This window comes from Streptomyces roseofulvus (genome assembly GCF_039534915.1).
GTDB classification, from domain to species: Bacteria; Actinomycetota; Actinomycetes; order Streptomycetales; family Streptomycetaceae; genus Streptomyces; species Streptomyces roseofulvus.
This window is the reverse complement of sequence record NZ_BAAAWE010000001.1, coordinates 2369035-2395905: the sequence shown is the minus strand read 5'-3', so window position 1 is coordinate 2395905 and position 26871 is coordinate 2369035. Positions and strand designations below refer to the sequence as shown.

The 26871-nt window shown below is 72.3% G+C and carries 24 protein-coding genes; 13 read left to right on the top strand and 11 right to left on the bottom strand.

Annotation, left to right across the window (positions count from 1 at the left end; genetic code table 11):
- The first annotated feature begins 60 nt into the window (after positions 1-60).
- Positions 61-825, top strand: coding sequence for a hypothetical protein (locus ABFY03_RS11045; RefSeq protein ID WP_319008041.1), 765 nt, complete (start codon positions 61-63; stop codon positions 823-825).
- Here the strand turns inward: ABFY03_RS11045 and ABFY03_RS11040 are convergent.
- The 4 genes from ABFY03_RS11040 to ABFY03_RS11025 all read right to left on the bottom strand — a co-directional run bounded on the left by ABFY03_RS11040 (position 765) and on the right by ABFY03_RS11025 (position 5772).
- Positions 765-1475, bottom strand: a complete 711-nt coding sequence (locus ABFY03_RS11040) for a hypothetical protein (RefSeq protein WP_346169792.1) — start codon at positions 1473-1475, stop codon at positions 765-767. The two genes, ABFY03_RS11045 and ABFY03_RS11040, sit on opposite strands and share 61 nt — an antisense overlap.
- Positions 1472-3232 (bottom strand): phosphatidylglycerol lysyltransferase domain-containing protein, encoded by a 1761-nt coding sequence (locus ABFY03_RS11035; protein WP_346169791.1) that lies wholly within the window; start codon positions 3230-3232, stop codon positions 1472-1474. The genes ABFY03_RS11040 and ABFY03_RS11035 overlap by 4 nt, the downstream gene beginning before the upstream one ends.
- Before the next feature lie 111 nt (positions 3233-3343).
- Entirely contained in the window at positions 3344-4423 is a 1080-nt protein-coding gene (gene cobT, locus ABFY03_RS11030; RefSeq protein ID WP_319008134.1) for a nicotinate-nucleotide--dimethylbenzimidazole phosphoribosyltransferase, read from the bottom strand.
- Between the two features lie 143 nt (positions 4424-4566).
- Complete coding sequence (locus ABFY03_RS11025; protein ID WP_319008044.1) at positions 4567-5772, bottom strand: bifunctional adenosylcobinamide kinase/adenosylcobinamide-phosphate guanylyltransferase; 1206 nt, start codon at positions 5770-5772, stop codon at positions 4567-4569.
- Between the two features lie 91 nt (positions 5773-5863).
- On the opposite strand from ABFY03_RS11025, the gene ABFY03_RS11020 reads away from it, so the two are divergent.
- Positions 5864-6073: a hypothetical protein gene (locus tag ABFY03_RS11020; RefSeq protein WP_319008045.1), complete on the top strand. Its 210-nt coding sequence runs from the start codon at positions 5864-5866 to the stop codon at positions 6071-6073.
- Between the two features lie 127 nt (positions 6074-6200).
- Here ABFY03_RS11020 and ABFY03_RS11015 read toward each other — a convergent pair whose 3' ends face one another.
- The 3 genes from ABFY03_RS11015 to ABFY03_RS11005 all read right to left on the bottom strand — a co-directional run bounded on the left by ABFY03_RS11015 (position 6201) and on the right by ABFY03_RS11005 (position 8901).
- On the bottom strand, positions 6201-7286 hold the full coding sequence (locus tag ABFY03_RS11015) for a S1C family serine protease (RefSeq protein WP_319008046.1): 1086 nt from the start codon (positions 7284-7286) through the stop codon (positions 6201-6203).
- 170 nt (positions 7287-7456) lie between these two features.
- Positions 7457-8233 (bottom strand): class I SAM-dependent methyltransferase, encoded by a 777-nt coding sequence (locus tag ABFY03_RS11010; protein WP_234338223.1) that lies wholly within the window; start codon positions 8231-8233, stop codon positions 7457-7459.
- Positions 8234-8298: 65 nt separating this feature from the next.
- The gene (locus ABFY03_RS11005; protein WP_319008047.1) at positions 8299-8901 is read right to left on the bottom strand and encodes a DUF3043 domain-containing protein; all 603 of its coding nucleotides are present in this window, start codon (positions 8899-8901) and stop codon (positions 8299-8301) included.
- A gap of 284 nt (positions 8902-9185) precedes the next feature.
- Between ABFY03_RS11005 and ABFY03_RS11000 the strand changes: the two genes are divergently transcribed.
- The 5 genes from ABFY03_RS11000 (at position 9186) to ABFY03_RS10980 (ending at position 15630) form a co-directional block, all read left to right on the top strand.
- Positions 9186-9977, top strand: a complete 792-nt coding sequence (locus ABFY03_RS11000) for a PspA/IM30 family protein (protein ID WP_031006955.1) — start codon at positions 9186-9188, stop codon at positions 9975-9977.
- Between the two features lie 14 nt (positions 9978-9991).
- Entirely contained in the window at positions 9992-10270 is a 279-nt protein-coding gene (gene pspAA, locus ABFY03_RS10995; protein ID WP_319008048.1) for a PspA-associated protein PspAA, read from the top strand.
- A gap of 201 nt (positions 10271-10471) precedes the next feature.
- Positions 10472-11683, top strand: coding sequence for a sensor histidine kinase (locus ABFY03_RS10990; protein WP_346172235.1), 1212 nt, complete (start codon positions 10472-10474; stop codon positions 11681-11683).
- Positions 11680-12360, top strand: coding sequence for a response regulator transcription factor (locus ABFY03_RS10985; RefSeq protein WP_319008049.1), 681 nt, complete (start codon positions 11680-11682; stop codon positions 12358-12360). Before ABFY03_RS10990 ends, ABFY03_RS10985 begins: the two co-directional genes overlap by 4 nt.
- Before the next feature lie 156 nt (positions 12361-12516).
- Positions 12517-15630 carry an efflux RND transporter permease subunit gene (locus tag ABFY03_RS10980; protein WP_346169790.1) on the top strand — a complete coding sequence of 1038 codons (3114 nt, stop codon included), beginning with the start codon at positions 12517-12519 and terminating at the stop codon, positions 15628-15630.
- A gap of 95 nt (positions 15631-15725) precedes the next feature.
- Here the strand turns inward: ABFY03_RS10980 and nadA are convergent, their stop codons facing one another.
- Entirely contained in the window at positions 15726-16907 is a 1182-nt protein-coding gene (gene nadA, locus ABFY03_RS10975; protein WP_346169789.1) for a quinolinate synthase NadA, read from the bottom strand.
- A gap of 235 nt (positions 16908-17142) precedes the next feature.
- On the opposite strand from nadA, the gene ABFY03_RS10970 reads away from it, so the two are divergent.
- Positions 17143-17499: a HesB/IscA family protein gene (locus ABFY03_RS10970; RefSeq protein WP_031006968.1), complete on the top strand. Its 357-nt coding sequence runs from the start codon at positions 17143-17145 to the stop codon at positions 17497-17499.
- A gap of 82 nt (positions 17500-17581) precedes the next feature.
- Here ABFY03_RS10970 and ABFY03_RS10965 read toward each other — a convergent pair whose 3' ends face one another.
- Complete coding sequence (locus ABFY03_RS10965) at positions 17582-19030, bottom strand: hypothetical protein (protein ID WP_319008052.1); 1449 nt, start codon at positions 19028-19030, stop codon at positions 17582-17584.
- Positions 19031-19096: 66 nt separating this feature from the next.
- Positions 19097-19303 carry a hypothetical protein gene (locus tag ABFY03_RS10960; protein ID WP_346169788.1) on the bottom strand — a complete coding sequence of 69 codons (207 nt, stop codon included), beginning with the start codon at positions 19301-19303 and terminating at the stop codon, positions 19097-19099.
- Between the two features lie 130 nt (positions 19304-19433).
- Here ABFY03_RS10960 and ABFY03_RS10955 point away from each other — a divergent pair, with 130 nt between their 5' ends.
- Complete coding sequence (locus ABFY03_RS10955) at positions 19434-20408, top strand: carbohydrate kinase family protein (protein ID WP_346169787.1); 975 nt, start codon at positions 19434-19436, stop codon at positions 20406-20408.
- Between the two features lie 251 nt (positions 20409-20659).
- Here the strand turns inward: ABFY03_RS10955 and ABFY03_RS10950 are convergent, their stop codons facing one another.
- Complete coding sequence (locus tag ABFY03_RS10950; protein ID WP_346169786.1) at positions 20660-22042, bottom strand: cysteine desulfurase/sulfurtransferase TusA family protein; 1383 nt, start codon at positions 22040-22042, stop codon at positions 20660-20662.
- A gap of 323 nt (positions 22043-22365) precedes the next feature.
- Here ABFY03_RS10950 and ctaC point away from each other — a divergent pair, with 323 nt between their 5' ends.
- The 4 genes from ctaC (at position 22366) to ABFY03_RS10930 (ending at position 26817) form a co-directional block, all read left to right on the top strand.
- Positions 22366-23331: an aa3-type cytochrome oxidase subunit II gene (gene ctaC, locus ABFY03_RS10945; protein ID WP_319008056.1), complete on the top strand. Its 966-nt coding sequence runs from the start codon at positions 22366-22368 to the stop codon at positions 23329-23331.
- Positions 23328-25061, top strand: a complete 1734-nt coding sequence (gene ctaD, locus ABFY03_RS10940; protein WP_030497553.1) for an aa3-type cytochrome oxidase subunit I — start codon at positions 23328-23330, stop codon at positions 25059-25061. The genes ctaC and ctaD overlap by 4 nt, the downstream gene beginning before the upstream one ends.
- A complete protein-coding gene (locus ABFY03_RS10935) occupies positions 25058-25456 on the top strand; it encodes a cytochrome c oxidase subunit 4 (RefSeq protein WP_319008057.1) in 399 nt (132 codons plus the stop codon). Before ctaD ends, ABFY03_RS10935 begins: the two co-directional genes overlap by 4 nt.
- 107 nt (positions 25457-25563) lie before the next feature.
- Positions 25564-26817 (top strand): L,D-transpeptidase, encoded by a 1254-nt coding sequence (locus ABFY03_RS10930; RefSeq protein WP_319008058.1) that lies wholly within the window; start codon positions 25564-25566, stop codon positions 26815-26817.
- Positions 26818-26871: the final 54 nt, after the last annotated feature.

The following is a 26871-nucleotide window of genomic DNA, read 5'->3' as shown; positions in this document are numbered from 1 at the left end:
CGGGACCGGACGGTAGATTTCCCGTATCCGTACCTATCGGGCATAGCGGAACGGGGTGGCATGGGTCACTGGTTCTCCCGCAACATCCTGGAGCCGGGCAAGCTCCCGATGCTCCTGGCGTTGACCTCGTTCGTCCTGACCTTCCTGGTCACCCGCACCGTCACCCGGCTCATCCGGGCCGGCCGGGGACCGTTCCGGAACGTCTCCTCCGGCGGGCTGCACATCCATCACGTCGTGCCCGGCGTGGTCCTCACCGTGCTCGGCGGCTTCGGCGCGGTCGCCAGCGGGCGGCACGGCTTCGGCGCGTCCGCCTTCGCCGTCGTCTTCGGGATCGGCGCGGGACTCGTCCTCGACGAGTTCGCGCTCATCCTCCACCTCGACGACGTGTACTGGTCGGAGGAGGGCCGGCAGAGCGTCGAGGTCGTCGTCCTCACCGCCGCCCTCATGCTGCTGCCCCTCAGCGGCTTCTCCCCGCTCGGCGTGAACGACGTCACGGAGGAGGAGCGGCAGAACCGGTGGGGCTTCCTCCTCACCCTGGCGCTCAACTTCCTCCTCATCCTGGTCACCCTGGTCAAGGGCAAGCTGAGGATGGCGCTGATCGGCGTCTTCGTGCCCTTCGTGGCGATCGTCGGCGCCACCCGGCTGGCCCGCCCCGGCTCCTGGTGGTGGCGCCGCTGCTACGGCCGCCGGCCGCGCGCACGCGCGCGGGGCACGGTCCGCGCCTACCGGCACGACAAGCGGTGGACCCGGGTGCGGCGCCGGGTTCAGGACCTGATCGGCGGCTTCCAGGAGCGCGTCCCCGGCCGGGGCTCCACCCCGTCCTGACCGCGCTCCCGCCACATCAGGAGACCGATCAGCACCAGCACGCCGGCGATGGCCGCCAGATGCTCCTTGCCCGCGAGGTTCGGCTTGACGATCACCTCGACCACCATCGCCACGACGACGGCCGCGCCCGTCCAGTACGCCCGCTGCCGCCAGCAGACGTAGACGGCGAGGCCGACCACCGCCGCCGACGGCCCGGTGTCCACCACCTGTGCGTCCGAGGCGGGCAGGCCGAAGGGCGTGCCGGGGCCGATCGCGATGCCGACGCGCGCGTACAGGGTGCCGCAGAGGGTCGCCAGATAGGCGATCCCGAGCGTCCGCCACCGCCCCAGGCAGAGCTCGGCGATCCCGAAGACCAGCAGGACCTGGGCGAGCGCGCCCCAGACCGGCAGGTCGAGCGCGGGCACGAACAGCGACAGCGGGGTACGCAGCAGGGACAGCCACAGCGGGTCCTCGGCGCGCACCGCGCCGATCGCCTGCACCGGCCCGTAGCCCCACTCCTGGTTCTGGACGAACTGGAAGAACGCGGTGAGGCCGACCGCCGTCAGCGTCAGCGGCACCGCCTTCCACCGGCGCGCCGCCGGCTCCCGCCGCAGCGTGCCGGCGAGCGGACCCCACTCGCGCCGGGCGAAGCGGCGGACCGCCCCGCTCAACGCCCGCCCGCCAGATGCCTGCGGTGCAGCCACTTCGGCAGGCCCGGCGCCTCCAGGAAGCCCTCGGCGCGGCCGGCGGCGATGCCGATGCGCGGCAGGTCGGCGCTCTTCTCGAAGAGCATGAAGCGGGGCTCCCAGATCGGTCGGTACTTGGCGTTGGCGCGGTACAGCGACTCGATCTGCCACCAGCGGGAGAAGAAGCTGAGCAGCGAGCGCCACATCCTCAGCACCGGTCCGGCGCCGAGCTTCGAGCCGCGTTCGAAGACGGACCGGAACATCGCGAAGTTCAGCGAGACCTGAGTGATCCCGATCTCCTTCGCCCGCTGCAGGAGCTCGATCACCATGAACTCCATCAGCCCGTTCTCGGAGTCCCGGTCCCGTCGCATCAGGTCGAGCGAGAGCCCCTTCGGCCCCCACGGCACGAAGGAGAGCACCGCCCGCAGCTCGCCCGTGCCGTCGGTGCACTCCAGCATCACGCACTGTCCGTCGCGCGGGTCCCCGAGCCGTCCGAGCGCCATCGAGAAGCCGCGCTCGGTGGCCCCGTCCCGCCAGTCGTCCGCCTTCCGCAGCAGCTCGGCCATCTCCTCCGCGGGGATCGACTCGTGCCGCCGGATCCGCACCTCGTACCCGGCCCGCTTGACCCGGTTGAACGCCTGGCGGACCGTCCGCATGGCCCGCCCGTCGAGCGTGAACTCGTCGGTCTCCACGATCGCCTCGTCGCCCAGCTCCAGGGCGTCCAGGCCGTGTCGGGCGTAGATCACCCCGGCCTCCTCGCTCGCGCCCATGACGGCCGGGATCCAGCCGTGCTCCCGCGCCTCGGCGAGCCACGGCTCGATCGCCCCCGGCCACGCCTCGGGGTCGCCGATCGGGTCGCCGGAGGCGAGCGAGACCCCGCCCACCACCCGGTAGGCGACGGCGGCCTTCTCGCTCGGCGACCAGACGACGCTCTTCTCGCGGCGCAGCGCGAAGTAGCCCAGCGAGTCGCGCTCCCCGTGCTTGTCGAGCAGCGCCCGCAGCCGCTCCTCGTCCTCCTCGGTCAGCGGGTCCACCGCCCGGCGGGAGCGGAAGGCGGCGAAGAGCACCGCGAAGAGCAGCAGCGTGGACATCACGTTGATGACCACGTCGACCCAGCCCGGGGTGGTGATGGTGGGGAAGCGCGAGTCGTCGGTGGCCAGCGTGACCAGCCGCATCACGCCGTACCGCCACCGCTCCAGGAAGGTGGAGTGCCCGGTGGCCGTGTTGGTGACGGTGACCAGGAGCGCGGCGAGCAGCGAGGTGACCAGCAGGCCGCCGACCGCGACCAGCGCGGCCAGCAGCGGGTTGGAGCGGTCGCCCTTCGCGTAGAACTCCTTGCGGCCGAGCAGCAGGGCGGCGAAGAAGGCGGCGGTCAGCACCAGCGAGACCCAGTTCTGGGCGTGCTCACGGATCTCGGGGAAGAGCATCACCAGCGCGAAGAGCAGCAGGAAGAGGCCGCTCAGCACGGTGTTGAGGATCCAGGCGGCCCGCTTGCGGCGGCGCATCGTGATCGCCAGGAAGAGAGTGAAGACCCCGGAGGCGAAGCCCGCCGTGAGCATGTACGGCGTGAAGTAGTCGTCCTCGTTGTGCCGCCGCAGGTCCTGCCCGAAGGAGACCCAGACGGCACCCAGGAAGTTGATGAACGTGACGACGCGGAGGTACCAGACGGCGAACGCGGCGCTCCGCCGCGAGCGGACGGTGCCCCGGGGCGTTCCTTCGGCGGACAAACGGACCTCTCCCATGAAAAGCGATCATATGGGGCACCGCTTCCCGTGCGGCGACGCCGGAGGCGGCCACCCGCGCGTCGCGGGCGGCCGCCTCCGGGTCACTCACCGATGGAGTGCGCCGTCCCCTCAGACCGCCTCGGCCGAGACGGGCTCGTCCGGAGTGGTCGGCTCCGGACGCTCGGGCAGCTCGGCGGCGAGGGCCGCCGCTGCCCGGACGAGGGGAAGCGCGAGCAGTGCCCCGGTTCCCTCACCCACCAGGACGCCCTGGTCGAGCAGGGGGTTGAGCGCCATCCGGTCCAGCGCCTTCGCCTGCCCCGGCTCCCCGGACACCTGACCCGCCAGCCACCAGTCCGGCGCCCGGAACGCCGCCCGCTGCGCCACCAGCGCACAGGCCGCCCCCACCACGCCGTCCAGGATCACCGGCATCCGCCGCACCGCCGCCTGGAGCAGGAAGCCGGTCGTCGCCGCCAGATCCGCCCCGCCGACCGCGCCGAGCAGCGCCAGCTGGTCGCCCAGGACCGGCCGCGCCCGCCGCAGCGCGTCCCGGATCGCCGCGCACTTGCGCATCCACGCCAGGTCGTCGATCCCCGCGCCGCCGCGCCCGGTCACCACCGAGGCGTCCGTCCCGCACAGCGCCGCGATCAGCGTCGCCGCCGGGGTCGTACCGCCCACGCTCAGATCGCCGAGGACCACCAGATCGGTGCCCGAGTCGGCCTCCTCGTCGGCGATCGCCATCCCGAGCCGCACCGCCGCCTCGGTCTCCTCCGGCGTCAGCGCGTCCTCGACGTCGATCCGGCCGCTGCCGCGCCGCACCCGGTGCCGGGTCACCGCCTCCGGCAGCAGCTCCGGGTCGCAGTCCAGGCCCGCGTCCACCACCCGCACCGGCACGTCCATCGACCGGGCCAGCACGGCGAGCGGGCTCGCCCCGTCGAGGAGCTCGCGCACCAGCACGTGGGCGGTGCCGGCCGGGCGGCCCGACACGTCCTGCCCGGCGATGCCGTGGTCACCGGCGAAGACGACCACCTTCGGCTGCTCGATCGCCCGCACCCGCACCGCCGACTGGGCCGCGGACAGCCACTCGCCCAGCTCGTCGAGGCGGCCGAGCGCGCCCGGGCGGACGGCGAGCCGCTCCCGGCGCTCCTCGGCGTCACGCCGGATCCCGCCGTCGGGGCGCTCGATCAGATCGGAGAAGTCGTCGAGGTTCAGGGGCTGCAGAGGGTCCATCGGGGGTTTTCCGCCTTGTGACATCAGCGAGGTTCGGCACGGGCTGGTCGCCTCGGGGCCCGGGGATCTCCGCGGGTGCCCCAAGCACCCTCGGGCACCCCCAGGGACCCTCAAGGATCAGCACCCTACCCGCGCAGTACCAGCGCCTGACCGGCGACCACGAGCACCACCTGCTCGCACTCGTCCGCGAAGGCCGCGTTGAGCCGCCCCAGCTCGTCCCGGAACCGCCGCCCCGCCGCCGTCGCCGGCACCACGCCCGAGCCGGTCTCGTTGGTCACCGCCACCACCGTCCTGCGGGTCGCCCGCACCGCCGCCACCAGCTCCGCCGTCCGCTCCCGCAGCGCCGTCTGCCCGCCGTCCGCCCAGGTGCCGTCGTCCCAGGCGCCCACCCGGTCCATGGCGTCGGTCAGCCACAGCGACAGGCAGTCGACCAGCAGCGCGGGCCCGTCGTCCTCGGCGAGCAGCGGCACCAGGTCGGTCGTCTCGACCGTCCGCCAGGTGCCGGGCCGCCGCTCCCGGTGCAGGGTCACCCGCTCCGCCCACTCCGGGTCGCCCTCGCGGGTCCCGCCGGTCGCCACGTACACCACCTCGGGGAAGGTCTCCAGCCGCCGCTCGGCCTCCACCGACTTCCCCGACCGCGCGCCGCCGGTCACCAGCGTCCGCCGCGGCACCTCCGGCAGTTCGTGGTACTCGCCCAGGTACAGCACCGTGCCGTCCGGCACCGCCCGCGCCCCGGCCGCCGCGAGCCGCCGGTCCAGCTCCGCCCCGGCCGGCGCGTCGTGGTCCAGATGGACGGCGATCACCTCCGTGCCCGGCCCCACCGCCCCGGCCGCCCGCAGCCGCGCCAGCGCGTCGGGCCGCCCCGTCACGTCCGCCGCCACCAGGTCGTACGGCTCCTGGTGGTTCTCCGGCAGCCCCGCGGGCGCCGCCCCCGGCGGCAGGTACAGCAGCCGCTGCCCGTCGGCCGACACCACCTCGTACCCGGTGCCGGGGGAGTCCATCGGCACCGCCCGCACCCGGTGCCCGCTGATCAGCGTCAGCTCCCGCCCGTCGGGCACCCGCCCGGCCGTCGGCAGCCCGGCCGGCACCTCCACCGCCGGACCGTCGTGCGGGTGCGTCAGGAGCACCTGCCGCACCCCCACCAGCGAACGCCCCGCGCGGGCCGCGGCGAGCGCCGCCCCCGGGGTCAGGTCGAGCAGCAGCGCCCCGTCCACGAGCAGCGCGGTCGCGGCACGCGCGCGCGTGCCGCGGGAGCGCGCGCACACCGCGCAGGGGCAGTCGGGGCGGGGCAGGCCGAGCGGGGAGCCGGTGCCGAGCAGAGTCAGTTCCACGCACTGATCCTCCCGCGCCCCCGCGCGCGGTGCGCGCCCGGCTACTCTGCGGGCAGGAAACCGATCATCCGGTGAGCCCCAGGAGGCGGACATGGCATGGACGTGGCGGTTCGAGAAGTCCGACGGCACGGAGGTCGCCCCGGTGGTGACCCCGGAGGAGTTCAGCACCCAGGGCGACGCCGAGAGCTGGCTCGGGGAGCACTGGCGCGACCTCCTCGCGGGCGGCGCCGACCAGGTGACCCTCTCCGAGGACACCACCAAGATCTACGGCCCGATGCCGCTGGACGCCGAAGGCGCCTGACGGCGTAGGCGAAGGGGCGGGATCCACCGGATCCCGCCCCTTCCCGCACCCGTCCCGGGCGTCTTCCCGCACCCGTCCCGGGCGTCTTCCCGCACCTGTCCCGGGCCCCTTCCCGCACCCGTCGCCGTCACATCTCGCCGAGCGTGACCTCCGCCTTGCGGGTCCCGCCGTCCCGCACGTACGTCACCGACACCACGTCGCCCGGCTTGCGCTCCGCCAGGGACTCCGCGAGCGAGGTGATCGTCGTGATGTCGTCGTCCGCGAGCCGGGTGATCACATCGCCCGCCCGCAGCCCCGCGTCCGCCGCCGCGCCGCCCGCCTCGGCCTCGACCACGGCCACGCCGGCCGGCTCGTAGTCGTCGTTCAGGACCGTGCGCCCGGTGATGTCGAGGGCGGCCCGGCCCGAGTCGGTGACCTTCCCGTCCTTGATGATCTGGTCGGCGACGGTCCTGACCATCGAGGCGGGGATCGCGAAGCCGATGCCGGGCGCGGCGCCGCCGCCCATCGCCGGGTCGCTGGCGGCGAGCGTCGGGATGCCGATGACCTGGCTGTCCAGGTCGACCAGCGCGCCCCCGCTGTTGCCGGGGTTGATCGCGGCCGAGGTCTGCACCATGTTGCCGATCGTGGCGCCGGTGCCGCCGCCCGTGCGGCCCTCGCTGACGGTCCGGCCGGTGGCGGAGACGATGCCCTGGGTGACGCTGCCGGAGAGGCCCAGCGGGGAGCCCATGGCCAGCACGATCTGCCCCATCTCGACCGCCGCCGAGTCGCCGAACCGGGCCGGCTTCAGACCGTCGGGCACCGTCTCCAGGCGGATCACCGCGAGGTCCTGCTCCGGATAGGCGGCCACCAGCCGGGCCGCCACCGGCTCCCCGCCGGTGGCGGCGGTGACCCGGAAGCTCCGCTCCTCGCCGACCACGTGCGCGTTGGTGACGATGTGCCCCTTGTCGTCGTAGACCACCCCGGAGCCGAGGCTCTCCGCCGCGTCGATCTGCACCACGGACGGCAGGACGTCCTTGATCACGGCCTGGTAGTCGTCCTGCAGCTCGTTGGCGGCGAGCGGTGCCGCGGCCTGCGCGGTGGACGGCTCGCGCGCGGCGGACGTCCCGGAGTCCGCGGAGCAGCCGGCGGCCAGCGCGGCGGCGCAGACCCCGGCGGCGAGGGAGAGGGCGGTACGGCGGACTCGGGTACGCGTGCGGGCGCGGGAGACATCCATGTCCGGAGTATCCGTTCCGCACCTTTCGCCCGTCCCGGTGGGCGCCGCCGAACAGGCGTACCCCGCGCAGGACGGGGCAGGGGTACGGGCCGGGGACAGGCGACACGCGAAGGGGCCGGCGCGCCGCGTCGGCGCACCGGCCCCTCGGCCGTGTCACATCGGGCGGGGTCTCAGCCCCGCACCCCGCACAGGTGCAGCAGCGCCGCCACCCGGCGGTACGGATCGGTCCGGCCCGCCCGCTCCTCGGCGGCGAGCAGGCGCTCCAGCTCCTCGGCGGCCGGCAGCCCCGCCTCCGCGGGGACGCCGTCGGTGAAGACCCGCACCCCGTACCAGGCGTGCAGCGGCGCCGCGATCCCCGCGAGCGTCGCCGTCAGCGCCTCCAGCCGGTCGGCCCGCACCTTCACGCCGTCGTCGTCCTGGTAGACGTCCGTGTCGAAGCCGGCCAGCGCGCCCGCCCAGTCCCCGGCGAGCCCCGGCCGCATGGCGAGGGCGTCCGCGTTCCGTACCACCAGGGAGAGCAGGCCGCCGGGGGCCAGCATCCGGGCCAGCCCCGCGAGCAGCGCGTCCGGCTCGTCGGCGTACATGAGCACCCCGTGGCACAGGACCACGTCGAAGCTGCCCGGCAGGAAGTGGACGCCGGTCTCGCGGCCGTCGCCCTCGATCAGCCGGACCCGCTCGCGGATCCCGGCCGGCTCGGTCGCCAGCGACTCCCGGGCCGTCTTCAGCAGCTCGGGATCGGCCTCCAGGCCCGTGACGGTGTGCCCGGCCCGGGCCAGCCGCAGCGCCTGCGTACCGGCCCCCATGCCCGCGTCGAGGATCCTCAGCCGCTGCCCCACCGGGTAGCGGCCGGTTATCTGCTCGTCGACCTGGCGGGCGACGATCTCCTGCCGGATGGTGTCCCTGAGCCCGCCATGACCGGCGGGCCAGTGGACCACGGCGGGCAGCACGGGACCGCCCGTCCCGGAGGCGGTCACGCCGAAGACGTGCCCGCCGGAGGCCGAGCCGTCCGCGCTCAGGGCCGCTCTCCGCGCTTGACCTGCGGCTTCGGCAGCCGCAGTCGGCGCATCTGGAGCGTGCGCATCAGGCCGTACGCGATCGCGCCGCGCTTCGGCGTGTCCGGGAAGCGCTCGTTGAGCTGCTTCCGCAGACGGATCCAGATGCCGATGGAGTCGATGATGATCAGGACGATCACGCCGAGCCAGAGCAGCAGCGAGATGTTCTGGAGCGAGCGGTTCGCGTTGCCGAACAGCGACAGCACCAGGATGACCACGGCCATCGGCAGGAAGAACTCGGCGATCGCGAACCGCGAGTCGACGAAGTCGCGCACGAAACGGCGCACCGGACCCTTGTCACGGGCCGGCAGATAACGCTCGTCACCGCTGTTCAGCGCCTCGCGCTGACGCGTCAGGTCGGCCCGCCGCGCCTCACGCTGGCGCTTGGCGGCCTCCTTGCGGTCGAGCGGGACGGACTGCGCACGACGACGCTGCGTCTGGGCCTCACTCCGCTTCGGGGTCGGGCGGCCCTTGGGGGCCTCGGGGTCGCGGGGCTGCTTGGAGAGGTCCGCCGTCACCTTCTCGGTGGGGGCCTTCTCATCCTTCGAACGGCTACGGAACACAAAACCCAAGGGTACGGGGTGGGAGGCATGGAACCCCAGTCCGGGAGGGAACGATCCGCTCACAGCCGGCGTCGTAGCCGGTACGCACACGAGGACGCACGGCGCGTCAGGGGGTTCTCCCGGAGATCCCCCTACTCCTCCCGCCGGAGACGGGAGGAGCCGCAGTCGTCCTTGGGGAGGAGCGCATCCGGCTCCGAACAGTGCGGTAATGGAGGCAGGAACCGTAGTGTGGATCCTGACGAAGAGCCGGTGCCAAGTCCGTCAGAAGGGGGCGCGCGAAGCCCATGAGCGGTGTCATGAAGCGTATGGGGATGATCTTCCGCGCGAAGGCGAACAAGGCCCTTGACCGGGCCGAGGACCCGCGCGAGACCCTCGACTACTCCTACCAGAAGCAGCTGGAGCTGCTGCAGAAGGTGCGCCGGGGCGTCGCCGACGTCGCGACCTCCCGCAAGCGGCTCGAACTCCAGCTGAACCAGCTGCAGGGCCAGTCCGCCAAGCTGGAGGACCAGGGCCGCAAGGCGCTGGCGCTCGGCCGCGAGGACCTCGCCCGCGAGGCGCTGTCCCGCAGGGCCGCGCTCCAGCAGCAGGTCAGCGACCTGGAGGTGCAGCACCAGACCCTCCAGGGCGAGGAGGAGAAGCTGACCCTCGCGGCGCAGCGCCTCCAGGCCAAGGTCGACGCCTTCCGCACCCGGAAGGAGACCATCAAGGCCACGTACACGGCCGCCCAGGCCCAGACCCGGATCGCCGAGTCCTTCTCCGGCATCTCCGAGGAGATGAGCGACGTCGGCCTCGCCATCCAGCGGGCCGAGGACAAGACCGCCCAGCTCCAGGCCCGGGCCGGCGCCATCGACGAGCTCCTCGCCTCCGGGGCGCTCGACGACCAGTCGGGCCTCGCCAAGGACGACATCCAGGCCGAGCTGGACCGCCTGTCCGGCGGCACGGACGTCGAGCTGGAGCTCCAGCGGATGAAGGCCGAGCTGGCCGGCGGCCCCTCCCAGCAGGCGATCGAGGGCGGCGCGGCGGGCACCCCGCAGCAGAACCAGCAGCAGTCCCACCCCCGCTTCGACAAGCAGTAGGCAAGGACGGCGTCATGATCGTACGGATCATGGGGGAGGGCCAGCGCGAGCTGGCCGACAGCCACTTCGCCGAGCTGAACAGGCTCGACGACGAGCTGCTGAGCGAGATGCAGTCCGGCGACGAGGAAGGCTTCCGGCGCACGCTGGCGGCCCTCCTCGACGCCGTGCGGCGCCTGGGCACCCCCCTCCCGGACGACGCCCTGGAACCGTCCGAACTCATCCTCCCGTCCCCCGACGCCTCCCTGGACGAGGTGCGGAAGATGCTCTCCGGCGACGGCCTGATCCCCGGCTAGCCGAGGTGGGGGCAATCGTCCCGCCGGGGCCGGGGGGAGGGTGGGCACACCGCCGGATCGGCGGCTCCTGCGGCGCCCGAGCACCCGCCCCGCCCCGCAGGACGGCGCCGTTCCCAGCACCGTCGAGCACCACGTACCGTCTTGGACGTGACCCGCACAGGAGAAGCGCCCCCCACCCCCAGGCCCGGCCTCGCCACCCGCCTGTGCGAACGCTTCCGCGACCACCCCCTGGCCTTCGACAGCGTCCTCGCCTTCGGCGTCCTCGTCACGATGATCGCCGCCTCCTTCACCGACCCCCACGGCAGCCCCACCGGCCCCACCTTCGGCGACCGCGCCCCCACCCTCCCCGGCGTCGCCATGATGACCGCCGCCGCCGTCGCCCTGGTGTTCCGCCGCCGCCGGCCCTTCGCCGTCCTCGTCTTCACCGCCTCCCTCAGCCTGGTCGACCTGCTCGGCGACACCCGCCCCGCCCCGGTCGCCATCAGCGCCGTCGTCGCCCTCTACACGGTCGCCTCCCGCACCGACCGCCCCACCACCTGGCGGGTGGGCCTCGTCACCATGACCGTGCTCGCCGTCGCCGCCATGGCCTTCGGCCCGACCCCCTGGTACGCCCAGGAGAACCTCGGGGTCTTCGCCTGGACCGGCATGGCCGCCGCCGGGGGCGACGCCGTCCGCAGCCGCCGCGCCTTCGTCGACGCGATGCGGGAGCGCGCCGAGCGCGCCGAGCGGACCCGGGAGGAGGAGGCCCGCCGCCGGGTCGCGGAGGAACGGCTCCGGATCGCCCGCGACCTCCACGACGTCGTCGCCCACCACATCGCCCTGGTCAACGTGCAGGCCGGGGTCGCCGCCCACGTCATGGACAGGCGCCCCGACCAGGCGAAGGAGGCCCTCGCCCACGTCCGCGAGGCCAGCCGCTCCGCCCTCGACGAGCTGCGCGCCACCGTCGGCCTGCTCCGCCAGTCCGGCGACCCCGAGGCCCCCACCGAGCCGGTCTCCGGCCTCGCCGTCCTCGACGGGCTCCTCGACAGCTTCCGCAAGGCCGGCCTGCCCGTCTCGCTGGCCCGTGCCGACGGCGGCCGGCAGCTCCCGGCGCCCGTCGACCTGGCCGCGTACCGGATCGTCCAGGAGGCCCTCACCAACGTCCGCAAGCACGCCGGACCGGACGCCGCCGCCGAGGTGAGCATCGTCGTCGTGGGCCGTACGGTCGAGGTCACCGTCCTCGACGACGGCACCCCGCCCGACGGACCGGCCGCCGAGCCCTCCGGCGGCCACGGGCTGCTCGGCATGCGCGAGCGGGTCACCGCCCTCGGCGGCACCCTCACCGCGGCACCCCGCTACGGCGGCGGCTTCCGCGTCCAGGCGATACTGCCCCTGTGCCCGGGGACGCCCCGGGAGGCGGGGGAGGAAGAATGACGATCCGGGTACTGCTCGCCGACGACCAGGCCCTGCTGCGCAGCGCCTTCCGGGTGCTCGTCGACTCCGAGCCCGACATGGAGGTCGTCGGGGAGGCCGCCGACGGTGCCCAGGCCGCCGCCCTCGCCCGCGCCGAACGGCCCGACGTCGTCCTCATGGACATCCGGATGCCCGGCACCGACGGCCTCGCCGCCACCCGCATGATCACCACCGACCCCGAGCTCGCCGGGGTCCGGATCGTCATGCTGACCACCTTCGAGATCGACGAGTACGTGGTCGAGTCGCTGCGCGCCGGCGCCTCCGGCTTCCTCGGCAAGGGCGCCGAACCGGACGAGCTGCTCGGCGCGATCCGGATCGCGCACGCCGGCGAGGCGCTGCTCTCCCCGGCCGCCACCAAGGGCCTGATCGCCACCTTCCTCGCCCAGAGCGCCGCCGCCCCGGTCGGCACCAGGGTGGAGGCCGAGCGGCTCTCCGCCCTCACCGCCCGGGAGCGCGAGGTCCTCGTCCTGGTCGGCGGCGGCCTCTCCAACGACGAGATCGCCGAACGGCTCGACGTCAGCCCGCTCACCGTGAAGACCCACGTCAACCGCACCATGGCCAAGCTCGGCGCCCGCGACCGCGCCCAGCTGGTGGTCACCGCCTACGAGACCGGACTGGTCCGCCCGCGGTCGGAGTGACCGGGCCCGCCGGCGTACTGCGGACGTGGTACGCGGCGGGCGGGAAGTGCGTCCGGAGGCCGAGGACTTCCGGCCGGACGTGGCGCAAGGTGGGGGGAGGGGGGCGCTCTGGCTGCCCGCCGCCTGCCGACGAGTACGCCACAGAAGAGAGACCCCATGTCCTGGCTGTCCAGATTCAGCCTCGCGCAACGGGCCCTGATCGGGCTGATGTCCATCGTCGCCGTCGTCTTCGGACTGATCGCGATCCCCCAGCTGAAGCAGCAGCTGTTCCCCTCGATCGAGCTCCCGATGGTCTCGATCATCGCCCCCTACCAGGGCGCCTCTCCCGACGTGGTGGAACAGCAGGTCGTCGAGCCCCTGGAGAACAACCTCAAGGCCGTCGACGGCCTCAAGGGCATCACGTCCACCGCCTCCGAGGGCAGCGCCGTCATCATGGCCTCCTTCGACTACGGCGACGAGTCCACCAAGCAGCTGGTCGCCGACGTCCAGCAGGCCGTCAACCGGGCCCGGGCGATGCTGCCCGACACGGTCGACCCGCAGGTCGTGGCCGGCTCCACCGACGACATCCCGACCGTCGTCCTCGCCGCCACCTCCGACAAGGACCAACAGGCCCTCGCCGACCAGCTGGAGCGGACCGTCGTCCCCGCCCTGGAGGACATCGACGGCGTCGGCCAGGTCAGCGTCGACGGCGTCCAGGACCTCCAGGTCTCCGTCACCCCCGACCCGCGCAAGCTCGCCGCGGCCGGCCTGACCTCGATGAACCTCGTTCAGGCCCTCCAGAACGGCGGTGCCGCCCTGCCCGCCGGCTCCTTCTCCGAGGCCGGCAAGAGCCGTACCGTCCAGGTCGGCGGCGGCTTCACCTCGCTCCAGCAGATCCAGGACCTGCGCGTCAAGCCCGCCCAGGGCAAGGCGGTCCGGCTGGGCGACATCGCCACCGTGAAGCAGGAGGAGTCCGCGCGGGTCTCGCTGACCCGCACCAACGGCAAGCCCAGCCTCGCCGTCATGGCCACCATGGACAAGGACGGCAGCGCCGTCGCCATCTCCGAGGCCGTCGAGGAGAAGCTGCCCGAGCTGCGGAAGCAGCTGGGCGCGGGCGCCGAGCTGACCGTCGTCTCCGACCAGGGCCCGGCCGTCGCCAAGTCGATCTCCGGCCTCACCACCGAGGGCGCCCTCGGCCTCGTCATGGCCGTCCTGGTGATCCTGGTCTTCCTCGCCTCGATCCGCTCGACCCTGGTCACCGCGGTCTCCATCCCGCTCTCGGTGGTCCTCGCCCTGATCGTGCTGTGGACCCGCGACCTCTCCCTCAACGTGCTGACGCTCGGCGCGCTCACCATCGCCATCGGCCGGGTCGTCGACGACTCGATCGTGGTCCTGGAGAACATCAAGCGCCACCTCGGCTACGGCGAGGACCGCCAGTCCGCGATCATCACGGCGGTCAAGGAGGTGGCCGGCGCGGTCACCTCCTCCACCCTCACCACCGTCGCCGTCTTCCTGCCGATCGGCCTGGTCGGCGGCATGGTCGGCGAGCTGTTCGGCTCCTTCAGCCTCACCGTGACGGCCGCCCTGCTGGCCTCGCTGCTGGTCTCGCTGACGGTCGTCCCGGTGCTCTCGTACTGGTTCCTCCGCGCCCCCAAGGGCACCTCGGAGGACCCGGACGAGGCCCGCAGGGTCGCCGAGGAGAAGGAGGCGAAGAGCCGCCTCCAGCGCGCCTACGTGCCGGTGCTGCGGTTCGCCACCCGCCGCCGCCTCACCAGCGTCGCCCTCGCCCTCGTCGTCCTGGTCGTCACCTTCGGCATGGCGCCGCTGTTGAAGACCAACTTCTTCGACCAGGGTGACCAGCCGGTCCTGACGGTCAAGCAGAAGCTGGCCGCCGGCACCAGCCTGGACGCCTCCGACGAGGCCGCGAAGAAGATCGAGAAGGTCCTCGCGGAGACCGAGGGCGTCAAGGACTACCAGGTCACCGTCGGCTCCTCCGGCTTCATGGCGGCCTTCGGCGGCGGCACCGGCGCCAACCAGGCGTCCTTCCAGGTCACCCTGGAGGAGTCCGCCTCGTACGAGAAGACCCGCGACGCCATCGAGTCGGGCCTCGGCAAGCTGGACGGCGTCGGCGACACCTCCATCTCCGCCGGTGACGGCTTCGCCGCCCAGGACCTCAGCGTCGTGGTGAAGGCCGGCGACCGCGAGCTGCTCCAGAAGGCATCCGAGCAGGTCCAGAAGGCGGTCGCGGAGCTGAAGGACGTCACCGACGTCCAGAGCGACCTCTCCCAGTCGGTCCCGCGGGTCTCCGTGAAGGCCAACGCGAAGGCGGCCGACGCCGGCTTCGACGCCACCACCCTCGGCATGGTCGTCGCCCAGGCCGTCCGCGGCACCCCGGCCGGCAAGGCCACCCTCGACGACGCCGAGCGCGACATCCTCATCACCTCGGCGGCCCCGGCCACCACGCTCGCCCAGCTGAAGGCGCTGCCGCTCGGCCCGGTGAAGCTCGGTGACATCGCCACCGTGGAGCTCGTCCCCGGCCCGGTCTCGATGACCCGGATCGACGGCGCCCGCGCGGCGACGATCACGGCCAAGCCGACCACGGACAACACCGGCGCCGTCGGCACCGCGCTCCAGTCGAAGATCGACGCGCTCGACCTGCCCGAGGGCGCCTCCGCCTCCATCGGCGGCGTCTCCGAGGACCAGACCGAGGCGTTCGCCAACCTCTTCCTGGCGATGCTCGCGGCCGTCGCGATCGTCTTCATGCTGCTGGTCGCGACCTTCAAGTCGCTGGTCCAGCCGCTGATCCTGCTGGTCTCCATCCCGTTCGCCGCCACCGGCGCCATCGGCCTGCTGGTCGTCACCGGCACCGCGATGGGCGTCCCGGCGATGATCGGCATGCTGATGCTCATCGGCATCGTGGTGACCAACGCGATCGTCCTGATCGACCTGATCAACCAGTACCGGGCCCAGGGGTACGGGGTCGTCGACGCGGTGATCGAGGGCGGCCGGCACCGGCTCCGCCCGATCCTGATGACCGCCCTGGCGACCATCTTCGCCCTGCTGCCGATGGCCCTCGGCATCACCGGCGAGGGCGGCTTCATCGCCCAGCCGCTCGCCGTGGTGGTGATCGGCGGTCTGATCACGTCGACCCTGCTGACCCTCCTTCTCGTCCCGACGCTCTACGCGATGGTGGAGCTCCGCAAGGAGCGCCGTGCGGCGAAGAAGGCGGCGAAGGCGGCGGGCGGCGACGCCCAGGTCCCGCCGCAGCAGAAGGAGCCGGTGAACGCGTAGCACGGACGAAGGGGCGCCCCCACGGTGTGGGGGCGCCCCTTCGGCGTACGTACCGGAGTACGGCGCGGTACCGGGGGAGGTGCCCCGGAGAACCGCTACGGCAGCGCCAGCATCCGCTCCAGCGCCAGCTTCGCGAACGCCTCCGTCTCCTTGTCGACCTCGATCCGGTTGACCAGGTTGCCCTCGGCCAGCGACTCCAGCGCCCACACCAGGTGCGGCAGGTCGATCCGGTTCATGGTCGAGCAGAAGCAGACCGTCTTGTCGAGGAAGACGATCTCCTTGCCCTGGTCGGCGTAACGATTCGCCAGTCGGCGGACCAGGTTCAGCTCCGTGCCGATGGCCCACTTGGAGCCGGCCGGGGCCGCCTCCAGGGTGTTGATGATGTACTCGGTCGAGCCCACGTAGTCCGCGGCGGCCACGACCTCGTGCTTGCACTCCGGGTGGACCAGCACGTTCACGCCGGGGATCCGGGCGCGCACGTCCTCGACCGACTCCAGCGAGAAGCGGCCGTGCACCGAGCAGTGACCCCGCCACAGGATCATCTTCGCGGCGCGCAGCTGCTCGGTGGTGAGCCCGCCGTTCGGCTTGTGCGGGTTGTAGACCACGCAGTCGTCGAGGGACATGCCCATGTCGCGGACGGCGGTGTTGCGGCCCAGGTGCTGGTCGGGCAGGAACAGCACCTTCTCGCCCTGCTCGAAGGCCCAGTTCAGGGCCCGCTCGGCGTTGGACGAGGTGCAGATCGTGCCGCCGTGCTTGCCGGTGAACGCCTTGATGTCGGCCGAGGAGTTCATGTACGAGACGGGCACCACCTGCTCGGCGATCCCGGCCTCGGTCAGCACGTCCCAGCACTCGGCGACCTGCTCGCCGGTGGCCATGTCGGCCATCGAGCAGCCGGCCGCGAGGTCCGGCAGGACGACCTTCTGGTCGTCGCCGGTGAGGATGTCGGCCGACTCGGCCATGAAGTGCACACCGCAGAAGACGATGTACTCGGCCTCCGGCTTGGCGGCGGCGTCACGCGCGAGCTTGAAGGAGTCGCCGGTGACGTCGGCGAACTGGATGACCTCGTCGCGCTGGTAGTGGTGGCCGAGGACGAAGACCTTGTCCCCGAGCTTCTCCTTGGCCGCGCGCGCACGCTCCACCAGGTCGGGGTCGGAGGGCGACGGCAGATCGCCGGGACACTCCACGCCGCGCTCGCTCTTGGGGTCGGCCTCGCGGCCGAGCAGCAGCAGGGCGAGCGGCGTCGGCTGGACGTCCAGGGGGGTCTGGGCGGTGGTCACGTCACGCACCCTTTCTTCGGGGAACCTTTTCGTCTAAATGACGCTATCTATCATAACCCCTTCACGTCATTCTGACGATGGCCATAGTGTCGATGTGACGAATTCGCCCTCCGCGTCTCGGCGCGCGGTGTGCGAGCATGAAGGAGGGAAATCCCACCCGACCCGGAATGAATCCGGGACACCGTCGGTTGCAACCGTCGGCAAGCAGTCTCCGTACAACCCGGGAGAGATGTAGATGTCCGTATCGGACGAGACCGGCACCGTCACCGACGGCATCATCGTCACCGACGCCGCCGCGGCCAAGGTCAGGGCTCTGCTGGAGCAGGAGGGTCGCGACGACCTGGCGCTGCGCGTCGCCGTCCAGCCCGGTGGCTGCTCCGGCCTGCGCTACCAGCTGTTCTTCGACGAGCGCTCGCTCGACGGTGACGTCGTCAAGGACTTCGACGGTGTCAAGGTCGTCACCGACCGCATGAGCGCCCCCTACCTGGGCGGCGCCTCCATCGACTTCGTCGACACCATCGAGAAGCAGGGCTTCACGATCGACAACCCGAACGCGACCGGCTCCTGCGCCTGCGGCGACTCGTTCAGCTAAAGAGCGGCGCCCGCCACAGACCAGGGCGGTGGCCCGGGAGACCGACCTCCCGGACCACCGCCCTGCCGCGTTCCCCCGGCCTCTACCGCCGCGGCACGGCCTCACCGCTCGCCGCGTCGACCACCGGCCGGTCGCCCAGCGGCGCCTGAAGCGTCACCTTCACGGTGATCTCCTTGGCGACGAGGATGCAGGCCTGACCGCCCTTGGACTTCTCCTCGATCCGCACCCGCACCTGCCGCGGGTCCTCCACGGCGTGCGGCGTGTACGTGTGGCACACCCCGCCCCAGAAGGTCAGCGCCAGCGTCCGCCCGTCCGGCTCGACCGTGAACGACTCGATCCGCCGCACCGGCGCCGTACCCTCGGAGGGATCCGGCGTGGGCTCCGGGGACGGCTTCGCCGGCGGCACCAGATACTCCGGCGCCACCGCCGTCGAGGTCACCGTGTACGGCGCCGAGTCCGCCGGATCGGCCGTGAACAGCCAGGTCGGCACGAGCGCCCGCCCGTCCGCCGTCTCCGTGGCGGCGAGGCCGAGCACCCCACTCGTCACCGGCACCTCGCGCGGCGGGGCCATGTCCACGATGGTCTGGCAGGGCGCGTCCTTCCCGGACCCGCCGTCCGGCTCCGTGGCCGGCGGATCCGTGGCGCAGCCGCCGATCCCGATGGGGCCCGTGCCCTTCGACTCCTCGTTCAGCCGCGCCAGCGCCCGCTCCGCCGACACCACCGGGTACGTCTCGCCCCGCGCCGGCTCCTTCAGCGTCCCGCTGCCCGCGACCGGCCGCCCGTCCGGACCGATGTGCAGCCCCGTCGACCAGCCGTACGTCGGCAGCCCGCCGACCACCGGATCGGCGTTCACCACCCGCACCGAGCCGTTCATCACCTGCGTCGCCGACACCTTGGCGTCGTCCTGGCCCAGCACCTTCAGCACCGGGGCCGCCGCCGCCCGCGCCGCCGCCTCGCTCACCGGGCCGCCCCCGGACGGCGGCTTCGGCTCGCCCGGCAGCGGGCACTCCTTGCCCTTCAGGCAGGTGTCGCCCACCGGGCCGCCGTCGTACCAGGAGTACGTCCAGTTCCCCGGCGCCTGCCGCGCGACGTCGAGGCGCGGCCCCCGGCCGTCCTTCTCGGGCCGGATCGTCCACACGTCGCCGACCAGCACCGGACGCCCCTCGACCCCGAGCACCGCGGCCAGCCTGGCCACCTCCTCCGAGGTGACCAGGCCCTCCGGCCGGTGGACCGCGGCCGACGAGGGCCCCTGGGGGAGTGGGCCCTCGGCTCTGTAGACCGTCCCGCTCGGGCCGCCGCCCGGGTCGGGTTCACCCGGCGCGATCCCCGCGTCCGGGCCCGTACCGCCGCTCCCGCCCCCGAGCCGCAGGGGCGGCGGTGCGGGCGCGCCCGCGGCCCGCGAGGCGGCCTCCGCCCCCTCGTCGCCCGAGGCGGTCAGATACAACCCGCCGCCACCGGCCAGCAGCACACCCGCCGCCACCGTGGCGACGAGCGCGGCCCGCCGGCCGTGTCCGCTCTCCGTACCGCTCACCGCAACGCTCCCTCGTGTCGATCGGACACCGGTGGGACGGGGCGGGGGCGCGGTCGGTTCCGTCCGTCAGCCGCCGTACTCGGCGGTGGCGGCGATCAGCCGCGCCGAGGCGTCCGGGACGACCACCCCGAGGATCGAGGACGGGGAGACCGGGGCGGGTGCCGGACCGGCCGGCGTCACCCAGTGCGGGACCATCCGGGCACTGGCGCCGCGCAGCTCGGCGAGGCTCAGTTCGGACTCGTGTCGCTCGCGCGGAGCGGGGTACGTGGTCATGGGCGCACCGTATGCACCACCAGCCTCCGGAGAAAAGCCCTACTCTGGGGTAGTTTCCACTGTTCGGCAGCGGTCCCGCCACCGGATACCGTGGATAGTCATCACCCTTCACCCGCAGGAGCGCCCAGCCGTGCGTATCGCAGTCACCGGCTCCATCGCCACCGACCACCTCATGACCTTCCCCGGCCGGTTCGCCGACCAGCTGGTGGCCGACCAGCTCCACACGGTGTCCCTCTCCTTCCTGGTCGACAACCTCGACGTCCGCCGCGGCGGCGTCGGCCCGAACATCTGCTTCGGCATGGGCCAGCTCGGCGGCAACCCGATCCTCGTCGGCGCGGCCGGCTACGACTTCGACGAGTACCGCGCCTGGCTCGACCGCCACGGCGTCGACACCGGCTCGGTCCGCATCTCCGAGGTCCTGCACACCGCGCGCTTCGTCTGCACCACGGACAAGGACCACAACCAGATCGGGTCCTTCTACACCGGCGCCATGAGCGAGGCCCGCCTCATCGAGCTCAAGGCCGTCGCCGACCGCGTCGGCGGGCTCGACCTCGTCCTCATCGGCGCCGACGACCCCGAGGCGATGCTGCGCCACACCGAGGAGTGCAAGGCCCGGGAGATCCCCTTCGCCGCCGACTTCTCCCAGCAGATCGCCCGCATGGACGGCGAGGAGATCCGTCTCCTCCTCGACGGCGCCACCTACCTCTTCTCCAACGAGTACGAGAAGGGCCTCATCGAGTCGAAGACCGGCTGGACCGACGAGGAGATCCTGTCCCGCGTCGGCCACCGCGTCACCACCCTCGGCTCGCGCGGCGTCCGCATCGAGCGCGCGGGGGAGCCGGCGATCGAGGTCGCCTGCCCCGAGGAGGAGGCCAAGGTCGACCCCACCGGCGTCGGCGACGCCTTCCGCGCGGGCTTCCTCACGGGCCTGTCGTGGGGCGTCGGCCTGGAGCGGGCGGCGCAGGTCGGCTGCATGCTGGCGACGCTGGTCATCGAGACGCTGGGCACGCAGGAGTACACGCTGCGGCGCGCGCACTTCATGGACCGCTTCACCAAGGCGTACGGCGAAGAAGCCGCCACCCAGGTCCACACCCACCTCACCTGACCCCCCCGGCTCCCGCCCGGCCCCAGCCCCTGGGCGGCGCCTTCCGCGGGCCTCCGTGTGGGCACACGGAACGGCGCCCTTCCGCCGGGCCCAGGCTTCTGCGCCTGAACCCGCACCCCGTGCACGGCGCACATGTGGTGCGGGTCCGGGCTCGGGGCGCGGAGGCACCGCGGAACGATCGCCCACAACGGAGCGGCGCCGGCGCCGGGCCCAGGGGAGGGCACCGCCCCAGCGGAACGATGGCCCGGGGGTCAGGAGGTGCGGCGGACGACGTAGGCGTGGCCGCCGTCGGTCGCGGGGGACTCGCCCACGTACTCCTGGCCCCGCATCTCGCACCACGCCGGAATGTCCAGCCGCGCCGCCTCGTCGTCCGAGAGCACCGTCACCGTCCCCCCCACCCGCACCGACCCGAACACCTTCGCCAGCTCGATGACCGGGATCGGGCACCGCTTCCCCCGCGCGTCCACCACCAGGTCGCCGCCCCCCGGCGCGGGCGCCGCCGCGGCGGGCGCGCCCAGCCGGTCCCGTACCGACGCCACGACCCCGGGCAGCACCGCCAGGAAGCGGTCGACGTCCGCCGCCTCCGTGCCGGCCGGCAGCGAGACCCGGACGTTCCCCTCGCTCAGCACCCCCATCGCGCGGAGCACATGGCTGGGCGTCAGCGTCGAGCTGGTGCACGACGAACCGGACGAAACGGAGAATCCCTCCCGGTCCAGTTCCGACAGCAGGGTCTCCCCGTCGACGTACAGGCAGGAGAAGGTGACGACGTGGGGGAGCCGCCGCACCGGATCGCCCACCACCTCCACGTCCGGCACCAGCTCCGGCACCCGCGCCCGGATCCGGTCCACGAGGCCCCGCAGCCGGGCGTCCTCCGCCGCCGCCTCGGCCCGTACCGCCCGCAGCGAGGCCGCCGCCGCGACGATCGCCGGCAGGTTCTCGAAGCCGGGAGCGCGGCCCGACTCCCGCTCGTCGGACGGGCCTTGCGGCGCGAACCGCACGCCCTTCCGGACCGCGAGCAGCCCGACCCCCGCCGGCCCGCCCCACTTGTGCGCGCTCGCCGTCAGCAGCGACCAGCCCTCCGGCACCGGCCCCCAGCCCAGCGACTGCGCCGCGTCCACCAGCAGCGGCACCCCGGCCGCCCGGCAGGCGGCCGCGACCTCGGCCACCGGCTGCTCCGTGCCGACCTCGTGGTTGGCGGACTGGAGGCACGCGAGCGCGACCCCCTCGCCGAGCTCGGCCGCGAAGACCTCCGGGTCCACCGCGCCGGTCCGGCCGACCGGAACCTCCGTCACCGTCCCGCCGGCCGCCGCGTGCGCCTCGCCGGCGTGCAGCACCGAGGAGTGCTCGACGGCCGAGACGACCAGCCGGCCGCCCACCCGCCGGCGCCCGGCGAGCGCCCCCGACACGCCCGAGTGCACCGCGCGCGTCCCCGAAGGGGTGAAGACGAGTTCGTCGGGGCGACAGCCCACCGCCTCCGCCGCCGCCTCCCGCGCCGCGTCGAGCAGCCGCCGGGCCCGCCGTCCCTCCCGGTACAGCCGGGCCGGGTCGGCCCACCCCTCGTCGAGGGCGGCGAGCAGCGCCTGACGGGCGACGGGGTGGAGGGGAGCGGCGGACGCGGCGTCGAAGTACGGCATCCGACCACGGTAGGCCCCTGCCGGGACCGCGCCGCGCCCGGCGCCCCGCGCCGCGGGTGAGCGCGCGTCAGATCGCCGCCGCCCCCGGCCGCCAGACCCCCGAACGGGCGCTTCCGGCGGCTCCCCGGAACCCCTGGGTCCACCCCTTCGGGGACTCGGACGGCGCGTTGGGCACCCTCCCCGCGCGACCCCAAATAGCGTCCAGTAGGGTTTGGTCCGCATAAACATCCAAACCCCTGCCCGCGGCCGGGGCGGCGACCGACCAGCGAGACGGACGGCCGTGGCCGACCAAACGCGGGCCGAGACTCTCGGGAAGGCGCTACGTGAGTCCCAACGGCTCCGACCGCTCGTCGCGGCGCCCGATGCGGCGGAAGCTGCCGCAGGTGCTGACTGCGGGCCTGATCCTGGCGACAGCCACCGGCTGCTCGTACAACTGGGAAGACTTCCCCCGCCTTGGCATGCCCACCCCCGTCACGGAAGAGGCGCCTCGGATCCTCTCCCTGTGGCAGGGCTCCTGGGCCGCCGCGCTCCTCACCGGCATCCTGGTGTGGGGCCTCATCCTGTGGGCGACCATCTTCCACCGGCGCAGCAGGACCAAGGTCGAGGTACCTCCGCAGACCCGCTACAACATGCCCATCGAGGCGCTGTACACGGTCACCCCCCTCATCATCGTCTCGGTGCTCTTCTACTTCACCGCGCGCGACGAGTCGAAGCTCCTGGAGCTCTCCCCGAAGCCGGCCCACACCATCAACGTGGTCGGCTACCAGTGGAGCTGGGGCTTCAACTACATCGAGGACGTCCCCGGCGTCGAGGGTGACGCGAAGAAGGACGAGAACCTCGCGGCGATCCCGGACAAGTACCTGGACGCGTTCCCGGCCAACGCGGGCGGCGTCTACGACGCCGGCATCCCCGGCGACCGGAACCCGCAGACCGGCAACCCGGGCCCGACCCTGTGGCTGCCGAAGGGCGAGAAGGTCCGCTTCGTCCTGACCTCGCGCGACGTCATCCACTCCTTCTGGGTGGTGCCGTTCCTCTTCAAGCAGGACGTCATCCCGGGCCACACCAACGTCTTCGAGGTGACCCCGACCCAGGAGGGCACCTTCCTCGGCAAGTGCGCCGAGCTGTGCGGTGTCGACCACTCCCGGATGCTCTTCAACGTCAAGGTGGTCTCCCCGGAGCGCTACCAGGCGCACCTGAAGGAGCTGGCTGAGAAGGGCCAGACCGGCTACATTCCGTCCGGCATCGAGCAGACGGACCCGGCCAGGAACGCGGAGAAGAACCAACTGTGAGCATCCCCAACGAAACCAAGGGTGCCGCGGCTGAGGACTCGTACGAGAACGAGCTGCCCGTCCGCCGCAAGCAGCCCGGCAATGTGGTGGTGAAGTGGCTGACCACCACCGACCACAAGACCATCGGTACGATGTACCTGGTCACCTCGTTCGTGTTCTTCATCATCGGCGGCCTGATGGCGCTCTTCATGCGCGCCGAGCTGGCCCGTCCGGGCACGCAGATCATGTCGAACGAGCAGTTCAACCAGGCGTTCACGATGCACGGCACGATCATGCTGCTGATGTTCGCGACGCCGCTGTTCGCCGGTTTCGCCAACTGGATCATGCCGCTGCAGATCGGCGCGCCCGACGTGGCGTTCCCGCGGCTGAACATGTTCGCGTACTGGCTGTACCTCTTCGGCTCGATCATCGCGGTGGCCGGCTTCCTCACCCCCCAGGGTGCGGCCGACTTCGGCTGGTTCGCCTACTCCCCGCTGTCGGACGCCGTCCGCTCGCCGGGTGTCGGCGCCGACATGTGGATCATGGGTCTGGCCTTCTCCGGCTTCGGCACGATCCTCGGTTCGGTGAACTTCATCACCACGATCATCTGCATGCGCGCTCCGGGCATGACGATGTTCCGCATGCCGATCTTCACCTGGAACGTGCTGCTGACCGGTGTCCTGGTCCTGCTCGCCTTCCCGGTCCTGGCGGCGGCGCTCTTCGCCCTTGAGGCGGACCGCAAGTTCGGTGCCCACGTCTTCGACGCGGCCAACGGCGGCGCACTGCTCTGGCAGCACCTCTTCTGGTTCTTCGGACACCCAGAGGTGTACATCATCGCCCTGCCGTTCTTCGGCATCATCTCCGAGGTCATCCCGGTCTTCAGCCGCAAGCCGATGTTCGGCTACATCGGTCTGGTGGCCGCGACCATCGCGATCGCCGGTCTGTCCGTGACCGTGTGGGCGCACCACATGTACGTCACCGGTGGCGTGCTCCTCCCGTTCTTCTCCTTCATGACGTTCCTCATCGCCGTACCGACCGGCGTGAAGTTCTTCAACTGGATCGGAACGATGTGGAAGGGCTCGCTGTCCTTCGAGACCCCGATGCTGTGGGCTGTCGGCTTCCTGATCACCTTCACCTTCGGTGGTCTGACCGGCGTCATCCTGGCCTCGCCCCCGATGGACTTCCACGTCTCCGACTCGTACTTCGTCGTGGCGCACTTCCACTACGTCATCTTCGGCACCGTCGTCTTCGCGATGTTCTCCGGCTTCCACTTCTGGTGGCCGAAGTTCACGGGCAAGATGCTCGACGAGCGCCTCGGCAAGATCACGTTCTGGACGCTGTTCGTGGGCTTCCACGGCACCTTCCTGGTGCAGCACTGGCTCGGTGCCGAGGGCATGCCGCGTCGTTACGCGGACTACCTGGACGCCGACGGCTTCACCGCGCTGAACACGATCTCGACGATCTCGTCGTTCCTCCTCGGCCTGTCGATGCTGCCGTTCTTCTACAACGTGTGGAAGACCGCCAAGTACGGCAAGAAGATCGAGGTCGACGACCCGTGGGGCTATGGCCGTTCGCTCGAGTGGGCGACGTCCTGCCCGCCGCCGCGGCACAACTTCCTCACCCTGCCGCGGATCCGTTCCGAATCCCCGGCGTTCGACCTGCACCACCCTGAGATCGCGGCTGTCGACCAGCTGGAGAACAAGCCGCACGAGGCCGCGGCCCTCACGGGCAGCAAGGAGGCCGGCAAGTGAAGATCCAGGGCAAGATGTTCATCTGGCTGAGCGTCTTCATCCTTGCCATGGCGATCCTGTACGGCGTCTGGTCCAAGGAGCCGGTCGGCACGACGGCGCTCTTCCTGGCCTTCGGCCTGGCCATCATGATCGGCTACTACCTGGCCTTCACGGCCAAGCGGGTCGACGCGATGGCGCAGGACGACAAGGAGGCCGACGTCGCGGACGAGGCCGGCGAGGTGGGCTTCTTCGCCCCCCACAGCTGGCAGCCGCTCTCGCTGGCCATCGGCGGTGCCCTCGCGTTCCTCGCGGTCGCGATGGGCTGGTGGATCATGTACTTCTCCGCCCCGCTGATCCTCGTCGGCATCTGGGGCTGGGTCTTCGAGTTCTACCGCGGTGAGAACCAGAACCAGTAGGGCTGCAACACCCCGAGGGGCCCGGTCACTTCGTACGCGAAGCGGCCGGGCCCCTCTTTTGCCGCGCTCGGCGCGCCCGCGCGCGGAACTGTCCTTAGCGTGAGGTCATGAACGACACGCCGCGCATTCGGACTGTTCTGAGCTGCACCCTCCTGGCCCTCACCGTCACCGCGGGCGCGGCGGCGTGCGCGGGCCCGGACGGGCACCCGCTGTCGGCGAGCCCGTACGACGCGGCCGACCAGATCGCCTTCGCGGCCGCCGACGGCACCCGGCTGGACCCGACGAAGCCGCTGGAGATCACCTCCAAGGGCGACGACGGGCGGATCACCGACGTCACCGCCACGGACGCGGCGGGCCGGCACCTGGCGGGCGAACTGACCGCGGACGGGCGCACCTGGCGCTCCACGGGCTCCCTGGCCGCCGGGACCCGTTACACCGTCAGAGTGGCCACGGAGGACGAGGACGGGGCCCCTGGCGGCCGTACGTACACGTTCGAGACGGCCCCGGCCAAAAGGGCCCTGACCGTCACCTTCGGGCCGGAGGCGGGCACGTACGGCGTCGGGCAGCCGATCACCGCCGACCTCAGCCTGCCCGTCAAGGACCGGGCCGCGCGCGCCGTCGTCGAGCGGGCCCTCAAGGTCCGCTCCACGCCCGCCGTCGAGGGCTCCTGGTACTGGGTGGACGACAAGAAGCTGCACTTCCGGCCCAAGGAGTACTGGCCGGCCGGCACGCTCGTCTCCGTCACCGGCAACCTCGACGGCCTCCGCGTCGGCGACAAGCTGTACGGCGGCCCGTCCAAGCCGCTCCGGCTGAAGATCGGCGACCGGATCGAGGCCGTGGCGGACGCGGAGTCGCACTACATGACGGTGCGGCGGAACGGAGAAGTGATCAACACCATTCCGGTGACCACCGGAAAACCGGGCTTCTCCACCCGTAACGGGATCAAGGTGGTGCTCGGCAAGGAGTACTACGTCCGGATGCGCGGCACCAGCATCGGCATCTCCGAGGGCAGTTCGGAGTCGTACGACCTGCCCGTGTACTACGCCACCCGGGTCACCTGGAGCGGCGAGTACGTCCACGCCGCCCCCTGGTCCGTGGGCTCCCAGGGCGTCGCCAACGTCAGCCACGGCTGCGTGGGCATGTCCACCGGCAACGCCGCCTGGTTCTACGAGACCGTCCGCCCCGGCGACATCGTGAAGACCGTCAACAGCTACGGGGACATGATGGACCCCTTCGGCAACGGCTTCGGCGACTGGAACCTGTCCTGGGACAAGTGGCGCCGGGGCAGCGCCCTGGTGGCCGAGAAGGGCGACCCCACGGCCACCGAGGACGCCAAAGCCCGCCTCCGGCCCAGTCTTTAGGGCTCGGTTCGCCTCCGGGCGCTGTGAGCCGGGCTCACACCCCCGACCGTGCTC

Bases quoted from the DNA above. Each gene is read 5' to 3' on its own strand.
- ABFY03_RS11045 (WP_319008041.1), top strand. From the start codon at position 61: ATGGGTCACTGGTTCTCCCGCAACATCCTGGAGCCGGGCAAGCTCCCG.
- ABFY03_RS10970 (WP_031006968.1), top strand. From the start codon at position 17,143: ATGTCCGTATCGGACGAGACCGGCACCGTCACCGACGGCATCATCGTC.
- ABFY03_RS11035 (WP_346169791.1), bottom strand. From the start codon at position 3,232: ATGGGAGAGGTCCGTTTGTCCGCCGAAGGAACGCCCCGGGGCACCGTC.
- ABFY03_RS10980 (WP_346169790.1), top strand. From the start codon at position 12,517: ATGTCCTGGCTGTCCAGATTCAGCCTCGCGCAACGGGCCCTGATCGGG.
- ABFY03_RS11000 (WP_031006955.1), top strand. From the start codon at position 9,186: ATGAGCGGTGTCATGAAGCGTATGGGGATGATCTTCCGCGCGAAGGCG.
- pspAA (WP_319008048.1), top strand. From the start codon at position 9,992: ATGATCGTACGGATCATGGGGGAGGGCCAGCGCGAGCTGGCCGACAGC.
- ABFY03_RS10950 (WP_346169786.1), bottom strand. From the start codon at position 22,042: ATGCCGTACTTCGACGCCGCGTCCGCCGCTCCCCTCCACCCCGTCGCC.
- ABFY03_RS11020 (WP_319008045.1), top strand. From the start codon at position 5,864: ATGGCATGGACGTGGCGGTTCGAGAAGTCCGACGGCACGGAGGTCGCC.
- ABFY03_RS10930 (WP_319008058.1), top strand. From the start codon at position 25,564: ATGAACGACACGCCGCGCATTCGGACTGTTCTGAGCTGCACCCTCCTG.
- ABFY03_RS11015 (WP_319008046.1), bottom strand. From the start codon at position 7,286: ATGGATGTCTCCCGCGCCCGCACGCGTACCCGAGTCCGCCGTACCGCC.
- ABFY03_RS10985 (WP_319008049.1), top strand. From the start codon at position 11,680: ATGACGATCCGGGTACTGCTCGCCGACGACCAGGCCCTGCTGCGCAGC.
- ABFY03_RS10960 (WP_346169788.1), bottom strand. From the start codon at position 19,303: ATGACCACGTACCCCGCTCCGCGCGAGCGACACGAGTCCGAACTGAGC.